The 14,299-nt window shown below is 55.4% G+C and carries 12 protein-coding genes, 1 tRNA gene and 1 pseudogene; 8 read left to right on the top strand and 6 right to left on the bottom strand.

Annotated elements, in window-relative coordinates; translation table 11 throughout:
* The first annotated feature begins 171 nt into the window (after nt 1-171).
* Both MHX65_RS07000 and MHX65_RS06995 read left to right on the top strand, forming a co-directional pair.
* Nucleotides 172-1,077, top strand: coding sequence for a FecCD family ABC transporter permease (locus MHX65_RS07000; protein ID WP_239269442.1), 906 nt, complete (start codon nt 172-174; stop codon nt 1,075-1,077).
* The gene (locus tag MHX65_RS06995) at nt 1,077-1,889 is read left to right on the top strand and encodes an ABC transporter ATP-binding protein (RefSeq protein ID WP_239269441.1); all 813 of its coding nucleotides are present in this window, start codon (nt 1,077-1,079) and stop codon (nt 1,887-1,889) included. The genes MHX65_RS07000 and MHX65_RS06995 overlap by 1 nt, the downstream gene beginning before the upstream one ends.
* Nucleotides 1,890-2,046: 157 nt before the next feature.
* Here the strand turns inward: MHX65_RS06995 and MHX65_RS06990 are convergent, their stop codons facing one another.
* Nucleotides 2,047-2,877 (bottom strand): GDSL-type esterase/lipase family protein, encoded by an 831-nt coding sequence (locus MHX65_RS06990; RefSeq protein WP_239269440.1) that lies wholly within the window; start codon nt 2,875-2,877, stop codon nt 2,047-2,049.
* Between the two features lie 653 nt (nt 2,878-3,530).
* On the opposite strand from MHX65_RS06990, the pseudogene MHX65_RS06985 reads away from it, so the two are divergent.
* Both MHX65_RS06985 and MHX65_RS06980 read left to right on the top strand, forming a co-directional pair.
* Nucleotides 3,531-3,887: pseudogene (locus tag MHX65_RS06985) on the top strand (transposase); the annotation flags it as partial.
* A gap of 139 nt (nt 3,888-4,026) precedes the next feature.
* Nucleotides 4,027-4,422, top strand: coding sequence for a hypothetical protein (locus MHX65_RS06980; protein ID WP_239269439.1), 396 nt, complete (start codon nt 4,027-4,029; stop codon nt 4,420-4,422).
* A gap of 487 nt (nt 4,423-4,909) precedes the next feature.
* Here the strand turns inward: MHX65_RS06980 and MHX65_RS06975 are convergent, their stop codons facing one another.
* Nucleotides 4,910-5,746: a hypothetical protein gene (locus tag MHX65_RS06975; RefSeq protein ID WP_239269438.1), complete on the bottom strand. Its 837-nt coding sequence runs from the start codon at nt 5,744-5,746 to the stop codon at nt 4,910-4,912.
* Between the two features lie 354 nt (nt 5,747-6,100).
* On the opposite strand from MHX65_RS06975, the gene MHX65_RS06970 reads away from it, so the two are divergent.
* Nucleotides 6,101-6,250, top strand: a complete 150-nt coding sequence (locus tag MHX65_RS06970; protein ID WP_255716953.1) for an HNH endonuclease signature motif containing protein — start codon at nt 6,101-6,103, stop codon at nt 6,248-6,250.
* 144 nt (nt 6,251-6,394) lie between these two features.
* Here MHX65_RS06970 and MHX65_RS06965 read toward each other — a convergent pair.
* Together MHX65_RS06965 and MHX65_RS06960 are read right to left on the bottom strand one after the other, a co-directional pair.
* Nucleotides 6,395-6,471, bottom strand: a tRNA-Met gene (locus MHX65_RS06965).
* 162 nt (nt 6,472-6,633) lie between these two features.
* Nucleotides 6,634-9,603 carry a UPF0182 family protein gene (locus MHX65_RS06960; RefSeq protein ID WP_239269436.1) on the bottom strand — a complete coding sequence of 990 codons (2,970 nt, stop codon included), beginning with the start codon at nt 9,601-9,603 and terminating at the stop codon, nt 6,634-6,636.
* Nucleotides 9,604-9,726: 123 nt separating this feature from the next.
* On the opposite strand from MHX65_RS06960, the gene MHX65_RS06955 reads away from it, so the two are divergent.
* Nucleotides 9,727-10,263 carry a PPA1309 family protein gene (locus MHX65_RS06955; protein ID WP_005277569.1) on the top strand — a complete coding sequence of 179 codons (537 nt, stop codon included), beginning with the start codon at nt 9,727-9,729 and terminating at the stop codon, nt 10,261-10,263.
* A complete protein-coding gene (locus MHX65_RS06950) occupies nt 10,264-10,968 on the top strand; it encodes a beta-N-acetylglucosaminidase (protein ID WP_411697075.1) in 705 nt (234 codons plus the stop codon). It begins immediately after the preceding gene.
* Nucleotides 10,969-10,990: 22 nt separating this feature from the next.
* Here MHX65_RS06950 and MHX65_RS06945 read toward each other — a convergent pair whose 3' ends face one another.
* Nucleotides 10,991-12,055, bottom strand: coding sequence for a YlbL family protein (locus MHX65_RS06945; RefSeq protein ID WP_239269434.1), 1,065 nt, complete (start codon nt 12,053-12,055; stop codon nt 10,991-10,993).
* Between the two features lie 93 nt (nt 12,056-12,148).
* On the opposite strand from MHX65_RS06945, the gene MHX65_RS06940 reads away from it, so the two are divergent.
* Nucleotides 12,149-13,615 (top strand): zinc-dependent metalloprotease, encoded by a 1,467-nt coding sequence (locus MHX65_RS06940; RefSeq protein ID WP_239269433.1) that lies wholly within the window; start codon nt 12,149-12,151, stop codon nt 13,613-13,615.
* 6 nt (nt 13,616-13,621) lie between these two features.
* Here the strand turns inward: MHX65_RS06940 and MHX65_RS06935 are convergent, their stop codons facing one another.
* A complete protein-coding gene (locus MHX65_RS06935; protein ID WP_239269432.1) occupies nt 13,622-14,143 on the bottom strand; it encodes a M48 family metallopeptidase in 522 nt (173 codons plus the stop codon).
* Nucleotides 14,144-14,299 lie beyond the last annotated feature (156 nt).

Genomic DNA, 14,299 nt, shown 5'->3' with positions numbered 1-14,299 from the left:
GAGGCGATCGCGTTGAGCGTTGCTCCGGGGGTCGACTCGTACAACGAGACTGCGTCGCGCTTGAACTGCTCGGTGTAGGTCTTGCGTGGCATGGTGGAAAGGTACCTCACTTCCCCAGCGAGATGCTGGTTTCAAGGTGTCCACCATCTGGGGGTCAGGTCCGGTAGAGTCTTGGAAGTTATTGCCAGCGGCCAAGGAACCAGACTGGAGAAACTAGTAGTCTTCGAATGGCGAATGCCGCGTGCTCTCACTGCACTTACAGTAGGCTGTGCTCTTGGTCTCGCTGGAGCTTTAACACAATCAGTAACCAGAAATCCGCTAGCCAGTCCTGACATTTTAGGCATAACCGCCGGCGCCTCAGCAATGGCGGTTACGGTTATCGTCTTCGGCTCGGGTACCGGCATCATAGGCTGGTTGGCCGGCATTGGAGTCCCACTGGCCGCTTTTATCGGAGCTGTCAGTACAAGCATCGTCGTGTGGGTTCTTTCCTGGAAAGGAGACGCAAACCCGTTCAGGCTCTTACTCTCGGGCATAATCATTACGTCGCTGTTGTCTGGTTACATCAGCTTCGCCATGATTCGTGCGCAATTGCACGATGCCTCCGTCGCTCAATTTTGGCTAACTGGCTCATTAGACCGAGCAAATTGGACGACTACCTTTCCAGTAGCTATTGCATTAATAATATCTGCACCAACCCTCGGATGGGTTAGTTACCAACTGCATCCCACGGCACTGGGCCAGGATTTGGCAAGAGCTCTTGGCTCTCGTTTCAATGCGGTGCAATTCTCTGTACTCATGCTCGCCGTAGCGTTGACTGCCGTTGCTGTCTCCGCAGCAGGCCCCATTGGCTTTGTAGCCTTTGTTGCTCCTCAAATAGCACTTCGTGTCTGTCGTACCGCAACACCACCGCTGCTAGCTTCCGCCTTTACTGGAGCGATTCTTCTACTCGGCGCAGACGTCGTCATTCAAGCTCTGTTGGGGGTCGAGCTTCCTGTTGGAATCGTTACTTCGATAATTGGGGGCCTGTTTCTGCTCTATTTACTTGTTCAGCAAAATCGGAAGGTCCAATCAGCTTAATGTCTGCCCCATTAAACTCCCCACGCACAGCAATTTCCGCCTCAAACCTCACCGTAGGATACGCGCGCAATACTCCGATCCTTGAAAATATTGATGTAAGACTCCCGAAAGGCAAAGTCACTACGATTGTTGGTCCCAACGGGTGCGGAAAATCAACACTCTTACGCAGCCTCGCAAGACTGTTACCCCTAGAAAGTGGCACTGTCATGTTAGGTGAACGCAATATCACTGAACTTCGCCGAAGGGATGTGGCTACAAAAATTAGTGTGTTGCCGCAGGCCCCCGTTGCGCCAGAGGGTTTACTAGTATCCGATCTTGTCGCTCGCGGGCGCCATCCACATCAATCATGGCTGCGCCAGTGGTCAGCAACCGACGAGCAGGAGGTTTATTCCGCGCTCACACAAACCGGATCCCTTCAATTCGCCGAACGCTCCATTAATGAACTTTCCGGTGGCCAACGCCAACGAGTGTGGATTTCCATGGTTCTAGCTCAAGACACAGAGATTATGTTCCTCGACGAACCCACAACATACTTAGATTTGGCGACGTCCATCGAAATTCTCGAGCTCATTCGTTCGCTGCGAACAAAGCTGGGGCGCAGCATCGTCATGGTTTTACATGACCTCAACTTAGCCATTCGATATAGCGACCATTTGATTGCAATGAACCAAGGGAAAATCATTGCAACCGGGGCGCCCAAGGAGATCATTTCTCCTCAATTACTTCACGCCGCATTCAACTTAAACGCTTTGGTTATTGAAGATCCGGTTACAGGAGGCCCACTCGTTGTCCCCTCTGGCGCTAATATCTAGCTACGCCACACCCCCATGCACGCCTACAACTGCCGGCGGGCTTAGATCGAAAATATAAAAAGACCTTCACCCGTGCTTTCCACCGGTGAAGGTCTAAAAATTGGAGACAGGGGCAGAATTGGAAACCACTGTCTCCAATTAAAAGAGCTTCGAATACTTATACGTGAGCCAAAAGAGTGTTGGCCATGTACTCGGAGCCTGCATCCGACGGATGGAAGTTCATGTTGTAGTTCGGCGTCGTGGTGTCAATCAAACCGGCAACCCAACGCTGGGCATCTGGAGCACATGTATCATGGCCGCGAGCGCCATCAATCATGTCAACGTAGGTCGCCCCAATGGAATTAGCCGCCTCGATTTGGTTAGCGCGGTTCCAATTTTCGACATCCCGCAGGATTGGGACGTAGATACCGCCTGGGCGGTTCGGAATCACATTGACTGCGCAGAAGGTTGCGTGTTCACGATCCACCGTGGGTAGCGCGCCCGATACAACGATCTTAGCTCCCGGTGCTGCACGGTGAATCTTGTCGCCAGCTTCCCGCAGACGGTTCACATAGTTGTCGTGGACGTTTTTCGGGATATCCGGAGAACTCTTCAACACATCGAAGTTAAATGGACCGTAGTCATTCATTCCTACAGCGATGACGACGGTAGAGTCGTTGCGGACGTCACCGTTGGCAATAGCCCGGTCCAAGCGTTGATTCATGGTGTTGGAAGTCTGAGCGGTGCAGGACCAATCGGCCAGTGGTCGATTCGTCTTTGCAGCAAGCTTCCGCGGCCAGTTATTAGGCGCCTGAAGGCACCCCTCGCGTTGGGGATAGTTATCGGTTGCGCCAGGAACCCCACGGAAGGTATTCCGGACTTGGTCAGGGTTAGCGGAGTAGGAGTCACCGAGCGTGACGAGATTACCGGTCGGTGCGGCTGACGCGACACCGGAAAGACCAGTAGCGAGCATGACTGCTCCGCAAGCTGCAGCAATGTATTTGCTCACAAGGCGCATAGTTGCGTTTCCTTTCAATCAATATTGAGTTACTTTTCTAGCCTTCCGATAGATAACGTCCCGCATTGAGGGCGTCATTAACATCGATATACACAATTTATAGATAGTATCCATCGGCGACCATGATTACCGCTATGACTATAGCGAACTCTCCCAGTGAGCGCAGCTTTTCATACTTTAATCTCAACACATTAGTATTTTTACTCACATTTCTTATATTTCTTACGCAACCCCAGAGGAAGTATTTAATTTTAATATAAGCGAGCTCTATTACTACTAGGTTTTGCGATATCAAAACTTGGAATTTTTCTGACGGGGAAGGTATCCCACTTAAATTCTCATTTTTGTTCCAATATCCAGCCGCGGAATCCAAATCATTTGCATCGGCCCCACGCACCTGTACCCCGCCGGAAGGGCTGAAGTCTCCGATAGCTTCTGAGGAATCCGCGGACCCGCCCTCGACCTCCTCAAGGATGCGCTCACCGAATAATGTGACCCCCAGATATCACTCAAGGGGTGGTTACGTCCGCTAGTGTGGTGTATCTGTAACCCGTGGTAAGCCTCGTGCCGGTGCACAATAAGGCGACCATCACGGGTACCTTTCGAATCAACTTCTACTTATCCTCGAAAGGAATGTAACCGCGATGGCCGCTAACCCCCATCATATCGATCCCACTGCGTATCTGGAAGAATTGCTCACCCAAGCCTTACCAGACTTGATGCGCCAGATGCTGACAGACTTCATTAACCAGATACTTTCGGCCCAGGCTGACACTGTCTGCGGCGCTGATTACGCCACGGTATCTCCACAACGGACTAATACCCGCAATGGCTACCGCCACCGTCCCTTAGACACCAGGGTAGGAAGCATTGACGTTGCTATCCCGAAGCTACGTCACGGCGCATTCTTTCCCGACTGGCTCTTAGAAAGGCGCACCCGGACCGAAAGAGCCCTGACTACCGTGATAGCCACGTGTTATCTCAAAGGGGTCTCCACGAGATGCTCAGAACGGGGTGTTTGAAGTAGCTCGGTGAGGATCGTGAAGTGCGATGGTGGGGATCGTGAAGCGGTGTTTTAGGTAGATCTTCTCTTATGCGTATGGCAACTCGGCTGTACGCGGAAAGAGAAAGGACGCCTTTATGGTGGACTACTGTCATGTGATGCGCTTGTTGCTTCGGGGCGAGTCGTATCGGTTGATTCAAGCCCGGACTGGGGCTGCCCCGGCAACGATTTCAAAGGCCAAGAAGTCCATGGACGCGCACGGCATCGTTGATGAGGCTCAGGTCAATGATTTGAATTCGGAAGACCTTCCCAAAATGGTCGGTGACAAGCGTTCTATCGCGTTTAGTGACTTTGTTCCTATTGACTTTGATGCGGTTGCAGCTGAGCGTGTTGGCAGGAAGAAAACGCCGCTGAATGTCTTGTGGTCGAATTACGTCGCTACCCCTACTGAGTCTTCGCTGCTCTCCGCCCAACTTTACAACAGCACGACGATTTGTATACCTATAGCACCTTCAATGCCCGATACACGGTAGGTTTGGAACGGAATCTATGTGGGCACAATCAGAAGCTATAAAAGATCATATTACTTGCATCCAAGCCTATACTTTCGGAGAATCTCCTTGGCTTGGCGGCAACAGGTGCTAGGTGTGTGTTAGTAAAATTGGCGCGGGTTAATGTCGCGACCGGGTGACATCGATTTATACATCCTTAATGCGGGTCGATTTACTTCGATTGCGGGACTGGCCTATGGCCAACAATATAAACGTGTTTAAAAATACGTTTACTAGAGACAACAAATCGATGGAATCATGTCCTAGACCTAAAAATCCTGATAGGCCTAGGACAAACGCTAGACAGGTACTTAAAGAGGCTGCTATAAAAACCCATTTAGCGGTGGTTTTTCTGTACCTGTATAGCGCGCACCAAATAATTAGGGTGATTCCAATTAAAACTAGAACTCGGCTATTTTCCATGTCTACTTACGATGAAATGCGCAACTGTATTTCTTGATTCTAGATTCTAGCATCGAGTTGCATACGGGAATACGATGTTTGGGGAGTACTTTCCTCCGAGGGCTCGGATGGTAAGGCATCGACCTGTATTAGTGGCGTGAGCTGCTACTGCGGAAGCGCCTGCGCACGCACCTTTGGCTAACCAAGAGCCTAGGCCAACTCCTGCTAATTTACGGGCGCAGTAAGCAGTTCCTATGGCGATCCCGCTCGTCTCGTCTTTGGAAAAGACTAGCTCTTGTCCGATTTTCTTTCCCCAGCCATGAACGTCTCGGATATAAGGATCTGAAATAACCGGCTTGCCGGCAGGGCTCGACGAGATGTGCTGGATTATCCTATCTCCATCAACTGAAAAATGAGTATTTACCTGGTTTCCATCTACGTCTTTGGCCCAGGCAGGTTCAATGTATGCGCTAGGTTCCTCACCTTCTGCTGGACGTACTAAAATATGTCCGCTTGGAAGCTTTTCAAGAAAGGAATCTGAGAACTCAAAAGAAAGTTCCAAAGGGGCGTCTCCATCGCTAATGCTAACTAGCTGGTTGCCATCTTCGCGCTCTATTAACTTTGTCTTTGTTCCTGCGTTCTTCGATGGCGCCGGAGTGGTTATGCTGTCCTGCTGTGGAAGCAAGGATCCTTCGTTTATTTTTAAGCTTCCATCGTTTGGTACCCATTTCTCTCCAGTAGAGGGAGAGGGAGTCTTTGTATTTGCGGCAACGATTGAGTCAACTAGTCCGTCATCAATCTCTGTAGCTGTAGCCGAGGGAGCGAATGCTAAGAAGCTGACACTAAGCGTGGAGGCGGCCAAGATGGAGATTCCCCTTTTTGAAAATGGGGTGTAGTGAAGCATGTTCTTATCCTTGCTGAGGGAGTGAGTATGTTCTTGGAACAATTTGACTATCCCACAAATAAACCTATTTCGTAAGATAATGTGATAAATATAATCACTGCACCTAGGGCCGGTTTTATTTCTGTAAAATAGGCAAGGTTGCATTCTTAATATTCGGGATCGAAGTTTGAGAGTGGGGACGAATATGCCTTTCTTCCTGATCGATGAAACCGTTACAGGAAGCGAATAAGGCAGGCCTGGTGATTACGTTCTATGCCTTTGCAACCACAGTGGTTATGCTGTCACTCTTTCTTCTTTAGGCGATAAGCACCATCGTGCTGTTTAACAAAGAGATGAGTGCTCTTTTGCACCTATATGACTTGCCGTGATTGTTATTCTGCCAACCCTTGGCCGCAGTCTGAGATGGATGCCGACCATGTCACAGCGTGGTCGAAGGGTGATGCCACCGAAAGCAACTGTGAGCTGTTGTGTAAGTCCCACAACCGCGCGAAGGGTAACGCTTAGGGGCGTGTCGGGCAGCATCACTTCCAAACCGGCTTAAGTGACAAAATGCCATCGCTAAAGTCCCAATTTGAGTCCCAGGGCGTGCGCCTTAAGAGAAATAACTAAAGCCCCTACCAACGTTTCCGCTGGTAGGGGCTTGGAAGTTGGTAGCGGGGGCAGGATTCGAACCTACGACCTCTGGGTTATGAGCCCAGCGAGCTACCGAGCTGCTCCACCCCGCGTCGAGATGACTTCCATCATCTGCGCTTGAACAGTGCGTTAATACTTGATGTATTCGCTCTGTCCCGGCGACTTCTGTAACTATACAGACAGGAAGGCACCTACCCAAATCCCCTGGGTAGGTGCCTTATTTCCTGAGTTTCTACTACGAGAAGTGAGAGGCTTTAGCCCTCGGACTTCTGGTAAGACTCGACTGCCTTGTCCAACTCGTCCAAGGCGCGGCCGTACTCTTCGAAGGAACCGCCGCGGGCATCCTCCAGGCCCTTCAGGGCCTTGTTGATGTCCTCGATAGCGCCTGCCTCATCGGAGGAACGAGGGGCCGAAGCCGGAGCGGATTCCTCAGTAGATTCCTTCTTCTCGTCCTTCTTGTCCGCAGAAGAGCTGTCCTTATCGGCATCGTCGTCGCCGGAGTCGCCCTCAATCTCTTCGATGTCCTGGGCAGACTTGGCGTCGATTCCCACCTGCTCAAGGGCATCACCGATAGTCGGTGCATAGCCCACGCGGCCCTTGTAGGACACGAGCACGCGCAGCAGCTTCGGGAAGGCGGAGGCCTGATCCTTGCGCTGCGAGTAAATCGGCTCGAGGTAGAGGATCTCGCCGCCACCGACCGGCAAGGCCAGCAGGTTACCGTTATGCAGGTCGTTGGTGCCCTCCCACAGAGTGCGGTCGCGGGCTACCTGGTCAGAAGACATCATGGCGTCCTGCGCCTGCTTCGGACCCTGCGTCTGCGTATTGGTTGGCAGCACGCGCACGGTGATATCGCCGTAGGTATCCGGATCGGAAGATACCGCCATGTGTGCGGACAGGAACTCACGGTTCAGACCACGGTACGAGGTAGTCAGCTGGAAGCTCGGCTTACCGGTCTCCGGATCTGCAGCCATCACGTAGTACGGCGGCTGATTCAGGTCGCGTGATTCTTCCGCGGTCGGGTCATTCGGCACAGACCAGAAGGCATCGTTATTAAAGAAGACGTTCGGGTCATCAACGTGGTAGCGGGCCAAGAGGTCACGCTGAACCTTGAACATGTCCTCTGGGTAGCGGAAGTGCTCGCGCAGCTCATCGGAGATCTCCGATTCTGGCTTGACCACATCCGGGAAAACGCCTTCCCATGCCTTGAGCACGGGGTCTTCCTTGTCAAACTCGTAGAGGTCCACGCTGCCGTCATAGGCATCCACGGTCGCCTTCACGGAGTTGCGGATATAGCCCACCTGGTCATTGACCAAGCGCTGGGTGGTGCCATCGGGGTTGAGGGCGTCCTGGGTGGCATCCGAAAGCGAAGCGCGCTGCGAATACGGCAGGGAGTCCAGGGTGGTGTAGCCATCGACGATCCACTTCAGGTGGCCGTCAATAACGGCCGGGTAGGTAGCGGAATCGGTGGTCAACCATGGAGCAACCTTCTCCACACGCTCGCGGGGATCGCGGTCATAAAGCAGCTTGGATTCGCTGCCCACGCGATCCGAAAGCAGGAAGTTCAGCTCGCGGTACTTAGCGGCATACATGGTGCGGTCAAACAGATTGCCAATCTCAACGCCGCCCTCACCGTCATAGGTGTAGTTGGTGCTATCGGTGTCGTACTCCACCGGTTTTTCGCCGGTGGTACCGGTAATGGCGTAGTCCAGGTTATCTGCGGCACTAGCGATGACCGGGCCGTAGTAAATGCGTGGCTGGTCTACCTTGATGCCCAAAGACTTCTCGGCATCTTGGGTCTCGCCCTCGCCCTCGGACTCGCCGGCCTGGGTCTGCAGGTCAGAGACGGTGAAGATGGGGTAACCACCGCGGGCGGAACCGGCATCGCGGGCAACCTCATCGACGGTATTGGCCTGCGCGGCTACGAAGCCATTGCCGTGGGTATATACGGTGTGGCGGTTGATCCAATCGGACTGGTTTTCACGCAGCTCGTTCGGGTCCAGCTCGCGGGCCGCAACGACGAAGTCGCGCATCTTGCCATCGATTTCATAGCGGTCCATGGACAGCGTTTCTGGGAACCCATAGAAGTTCTTCAGCTGCTGCATCTGGGTAAACGTCGGCGACAAAATCTCTGGATCCAGCAGGCGCAGGTTATTGATGGTGGCGTTATCAGAGGCAACCTTGTCATCCGATACGTTATCGCCGCCCCAGTTTTCCTTGTAGGTCACGTGGTCATCGGTAAGCCCATAGGCATACCGCGTGGCCTCAATATTGCGGGCGATGGACTCATTTTCCTTGGCCTGGCGGTTTGGCTGGACCGAGAAGCGCTCCATCAGCAGTGGCCATGCCTGGCCGATGATCAGCGAGGACGCGAGCATCAGCACCACGGCGAGGCCAGGGATGCGCAGGTCCTTGATGACGATGGCCATAAAGAGCGCAATAGCGACGAAGACGCCGATGATCATCAAAATGATCTTGGCCGGCAGGTAGGCGTGGATATCCGTGTAGGAACCACCGGTAAACAGGTCGTGCTCGGAATACAGCAGCCCGTAGCGCTCCAGCCAGTAGCCGGCGACCTGGGCCACCATCCACAGCCCGGCCGTAATGGCAAGCTGCAGGCGCGCCGAGCGGGAGATGGAACCGCGCACGCCCGCGGCCTTATTGCCAATGCGGATTCCGCCCAAGATGTAGTGGCCGAATAGGGCAATGAGGAAGGCGAGCACAAGCAGGATGGACAGGGTGCTGACCACCATCTGCAACACGGGCAGACTAAAGGTATAAAAGCCCAAGTCGTGGTGGAATTGGGGGTCTTGTACGCCGAAGTCCTGGCCGTTGAGGAATAGCATCACATCGCGCCAGTGGGACTGGCCGATGAAACCGGCGATGATGCCCACGATGGCCGGGATGACCTTGAACAGCACGCCCATGGACTTCTCAATGGACTGGCGGTACTGATAGACCGGCGAATTCAAATCCCCCATATCCAGGGAATCGGGGCGGCCGCGCCAAGCAAAGAACCCGGCTGCCCACACTACTGCGGCAGCAACGAGCCCGAAGATGATAAAGAGGACTATGCGCGCAATAATCGCGGTGGTGAAAACACTGCGGTAATCAATGGAGCCAAACCACCTCCAATCCGTGTACATGCCCACGAGCATGGGGCCGAAGAATAAGAGGACGGCAATGATGGCCGCAATAATTGCCGCGACCTTAGGAGGCCGCTTCAATGGGGCGGCTGGTGTGGATGACCCTAGGGACAACGCCAGCTCCAATCAAGTAGTGCGAATATTAAACATGTAGACTTTTTCCAGTTTAAGGAATCAATACCCAGATAACGAATAAGGATGCCTATGAGTTCCCCCGAATTATCACAGCCAGCTTTAAACCGCGCCATGACGGAGGCCGTGGAGTTCGTCCATGCTGAAGGTTGGGACGCCCGCCCCACCATCTTCGCGCTTGTCCCCACCCATCTGGTGGCAGACCAGCTAGCGGCCATGGATGAGGAAACCGCGTCCCCGCTAACCCTTATCGTGCAAGACAATGTCCCGGAAAACATCGAGCCGGGTTCCGAGGAATTGGCTGATTACGTCTCCCGCTTGGCCTGGCCGCGCGAGGTCGCAGGTGCCATCTTGGCCCAGGAGATTAAGTTCCGGGATACCTCTAGCGAGGACCCCTCCCCTCGCCCGGCGCGCCTGTATTCGGGTGCCCTGCGCGAGGAAGGAATTGAGACCACTTTGCTGCAGCTGCGTCCCACAGAGGAAGAGCTTGAGGCCGCAGGCCCCTTTGCTGAGGACGATATTCAGCTCCGCGGCGGCCCGCAGGTAGCCCCCGGCGTGATCGCCGCTTTGCGCTATGGCCTCAACCAGGATCCGGATGAACTAGACTAAGTGGCAATTAAGCCCGCGACCAAGGAGTTCTATACAGTGCGACGCCTTTCCTTCTCCCGCCGTTTTCCTGCCCGTACCGCTACCGCGGCGGCGCTACTGGGGCTCAGCGTGGCTGCGGCAAGTTGTTCCTCCGATGCCGATGCGCCTGACGATGCCCCCGTAGAGACCACTCCTGCCGCCTCCACCACAACCTCTGAAAACGACGAGGAATCCACGGCATCCAGCACCGAATCCTCCGCCGCGTCCTCCTCGGAGTCAGAAACGGCGGACAAGGATGAAGACGAGGCTTCCGAGGAAAGCACCACCAGCGAGCCGAGTGCTGGCGGCGAGTTGGATAAGTCAGTCGCCAAAGTCTACGACGTATATAAGTCGCTGGCACCCAAGGACCTATTCGCCCAGTTTGAGCGCTGCGATTCCACCGGCGGGGACTCTTCGTACAATTGCTCCGGCCCTAAGGTGGGGCAATTCCAGTTCTTTAAGTCCCACTCCAAGGCCTCCCAAACCACCCAGGTACTTACGGAGCTGCGCAGCTCCCATGCCATCGAGGACGATGGCGATCGCGTCGTCGGCTGGTCCACGTTGGGCACCACCGCGGTTATCACCGTGGTGGATAATAAGGAAGGCCTGGTCATGCAGCAGATGATCTCTTCTGACCAGGTGGACCCGGAAGAAAAGATTAAGGAATTGGGCCTAGTAAAGGACTAGGCCTCGGCCGCACAAGCTCTTTTTAGCTGCATTCCTTGACGTCTTTGCCCGCCGCAAAGTCCTTCATGGCCGCCACGGCATCGTCCAGGTTTTCTACCTGTGCAATGGTCATATCGCCGTGGTCGCTGCCGGCCGCCGCTGAGCAGTTGTCCTTGGGCGCCAAGAAAAGCTCGGCGCCTGCCTCGTGCGCGGCGGCGATTTTATGCTCAATGCCACCAATCGGCCCGACCTTGCTATCGGCCTGAATGGTGCCGGTGCCGGCCACGAAGGTGCCGCCGGTTAGGTCTTCATCGCTGAGCTTGTCGATAACCGCCAGGGTAAACATCATTCCCGCTGATGGCCCGCCGATATCCTGTAGGTTGTAGTTCACCGAGATATCGTCCTTGGGCTGGGATAGCATGGCGATTCCCAGCAGTGCCTTGCCCTTATCGTGCGGGTTTTCGCCCAATTCGATTTCTTCGCTGAGCTCTTTATCCCCGCGCGTGACGCTGACTTTCACCTTATCGCCAGGGCTTTTGTCCTTGATGATGTCTTGGACCTCGCTCGGCTCGGTAACCTCGGTGCCATCGACGGCGGTGATGACATCGTCTTTTTTAAGGTGCTCCGAAGCGGCGCCATCCTCAATGACCTCCGCCACCGTGATTTTGACCGGCAGGTGCAAATAGTCCATCGCCGCGATGGTGGCAGCGGACTCCGATTGGGTAAAGGCCTGCTTATTGGATTCTTGGACCTCTTCATCGGTCATGTTTTGCGGAATGACGGTATCGATGGGCACCAGGGTGTCATCGGTAAGCGCCCAGCGCCCCAACGCCTGCGCCAAGGTCATATTGGTGCGCACGGATACGGTGGTCATATTGAGGTGCCCACTGGGCTCATAGGTCTTTGGCGCCTGCACATCAACGACTTGGGTGCCATCGACCTCGCCCAGCGTATCCACCGTAGGACCGGGGCCTTCGGCGGCATAGGGAACGGTCAGCGAGACATCGGTGCCCGGGATATGGTCAAGCGATACCAACGCACCGGTAAGCACAACGGGGATAGCACCCCAGGCGATGGTGCGGACGCGACGGCTAGCAGGAGAATTCACGAAGCAATAGCCTACAACCTTTGGCGTACTGTTCGCTGTCAGCGTTGCTGTGATCATGGAAACTTTCCGCACGGTGCCGGTAGATTGGAGCGCATGAGCAACGGATTCGGTTTTTCTTTCCCAAATAACGATGACGACGATAATGACGGCCGTCGTGACCAGAACCCGTTCGGCGCATTCGGCGGCGGTAATGGTGGCGGCCTCGGAGACATGCTGAACCAGTTCGGTCAGATGCTATCCGGAATGGGCTCGTCCATGAACTCGCCCCAGAACTCCGGGCCGGTCAATTACGACATGGCCAAGCGCATCGCCCTGCAGCAGATCCCCAAGTCAAAAGACATCAGCGCGGAAGATTCCAAGGCAGTAGAAGAATCGGTGCGCCTGGCGGAGCTCTGGCTTGACGATGCCTCCATTCTCCCCACCGCTTCCGGAACCACGCAGGCATGGGATTCCAAGCAGTGGCTGGAAGAAACCATGCCCGCCTGGGAGCGCATGGTCACTCCCGTGGCCCAGCACATGAACGATGCCCAGCTGGAATCCATGCCGGAAGAGGCCCGCCAAATGATGGGCCCGATGACCAAGATGATGGGCCAAATGTCCAGCATGAATTTCGGCATGCAGCTAGGCCATGCCCTGGGCGATCTGGCCAGCCAAGCGCTGACCGGCTCCGACTTTGGCCTCCCCATCGCCCCGGCCAATACGGTGGCACTTTTGCCGCATACCATTCAGAAGGTCGCGCGCGAGCTCAACGTTCCTGGCCAGGAGGTATTGGTCTACATCGCCGCGCGCGAGGCCGCCCGCCAGCGCCTGTTCAAGCACGTGCCGTGGCTGGTAGAGCGCATCGTCTCCTCCGTGGAGGAATACGCCATCGGCTTGGTCATTGATACCTCCCACATTGAAGAGCTCGCCCGCGAGCTGAACCTGGAATCCGGCGATCCGCAGGCCATCCAGGAAGCCATGAGCAAGCTGCAGGGAATGGATCTCTCCCCGCGGATTACCTCCAAGAACACCGCTGCCGCCTCCAGGCTGGAAACCCTGTTGGCCTTGGTCGAGGGCTGGGCCGAGCACGTCGTGAGCGAGGCCTTGGGCGAGCGCATCCCCTCCACCTCCAAGCTCACTGAGGCATGGGCGCACCGCCGCAGCACCGGCGGGTCTGCTGAGCAGGCCTTTAGCAAGGTTGTGGGCATCGAGCTCAACGCCCCCAAGGTCACCGAGGCCGCCGAGCTGTGGCGCCGCGCCACCGTGGCCGTGGGTGCCGAAAAGCGCGATAAGGCCTGGGACCACCCAGACTTCCTGCCCACCGCAGAGCACCTCGATAACCCGGCTGCCTTCATCGATTCCCTCTTGGATGATGAGCCTGATGAGGGCTTCGAGGAAGAATTTGCCAAGCTCGAAGAGATGCTCAAAAACGGCGAGGGTTCCGGCGAGGACTCCGAAAGCAAGTCCGAAGAGGACAAGGATTCTGCACAAGACAAGGACTCGCAAAGCAGCGACGACGGGGACGACGTGGACGACGGCGACGACAACTCCGAAAAGGACAACGGCGGCGAGGATAAATAGCTCGCGCTAACCGCCCCAGCGCTGGTAGGCCTCAAGGTAGCCCTTGGCCCGCTCGGCGTGGGGCGCCCTATCGGCCCACCGCCAGAATTCGCGCCCATGGCGCGGGATGAAGGTATGGGTCAGCTCATGGATGATGACCGAATCCAATACATAATCCGGCACCTGCTGTAGGCGGTTGCTCAGCCGGATATCCGCGGTGGAGGTAGTACAACTACCCCACCGCGTATTTTGATTGCTCACCCACCGGATGGACCCAATCCACGCGCGGCCTTCCAGGTACTGCGCGTTGAGCTGTTCTGCGCGCTGGAGAAGCGCCGCATCGGTCTTCGTACCACCACCGGTTTTCTTCTCTAAGCGCGCGAGCATGTCCTGTACCGCCTCGTTTTCCTCCCGGGCGGACATCCAAGCCGGAATGCGCACTTCCAATACCCCGGCCACCATGCGCGCCTGCACCGACTTCCGCCGCCGCGCAGAGCGGATAACCTTGACCTCAGGGTGGGTACGTCCTGGTGGTTGCGTGCTCGACATGACAGGCCATTGTACCTGTGGTGCAATGGACGCACATGCGGCACATATGCCGTATTCGGGGCGATAGAGGGGATTTGAGGGGGAGAACCAGTGACTGGCTCACACGGCACGGCTCAACGTGTGACATTGGCGCCAGGGTGCGGCGTATTTTGCCGC

This window comes from Corynebacterium sp. ACRPS (assembly GCF_022346005.1).
Lineage (GTDB): Bacteria > Actinomycetota > Actinomycetes > Mycobacteriales > Mycobacteriaceae > Corynebacterium.
The sequence above is the reverse complement of the archived record's forward strand: the minus strand, read 5'-3'. Positions and strand labels throughout refer to the sequence as shown.

Excerpts from the sequence above, each read along its gene's own strand:
- MHX65_RS06995 (WP_239269441.1), top strand. The coding sequence starts at position 1,077 with ATGTCTGCCCCATTAAACTCCCCACGCACAGCAATTTCCGCCTCAAAC.
- MHX65_RS06980 (WP_239269439.1), top strand. The coding sequence starts at position 4,027 with ATGGTGGACTACTGTCATGTGATGCGCTTGTTGCTTCGGGGCGAGTCG.
- MHX65_RS06975 (WP_239269438.1), bottom strand. The coding sequence starts at position 5,746 with ATGCTTCACTACACCCCATTTTCAAAAAGGGGAATCTCCATCTTGGCC.
- MHX65_RS06970 (WP_255716953.1), top strand. The coding sequence starts at position 6,101 with ATGACTTGCCGTGATTGTTATTCTGCCAACCCTTGGCCGCAGTCTGAG.
- MHX65_RS06955 (WP_005277569.1), top strand. The coding sequence starts at position 9,727 with ATGAGTTCCCCCGAATTATCACAGCCAGCTTTAAACCGCGCCATGACG.
- MHX65_RS06940 (WP_239269433.1), top strand. The coding sequence starts at position 12,149 with ATGAGCAACGGATTCGGTTTTTCTTTCCCAAATAACGATGACGACGAT.
- MHX65_RS06935 (WP_239269432.1), bottom strand. The coding sequence starts at position 14,143 with ATGTCGAGCACGCAACCACCAGGACGTACCCACCCTGAGGTCAAGGTT.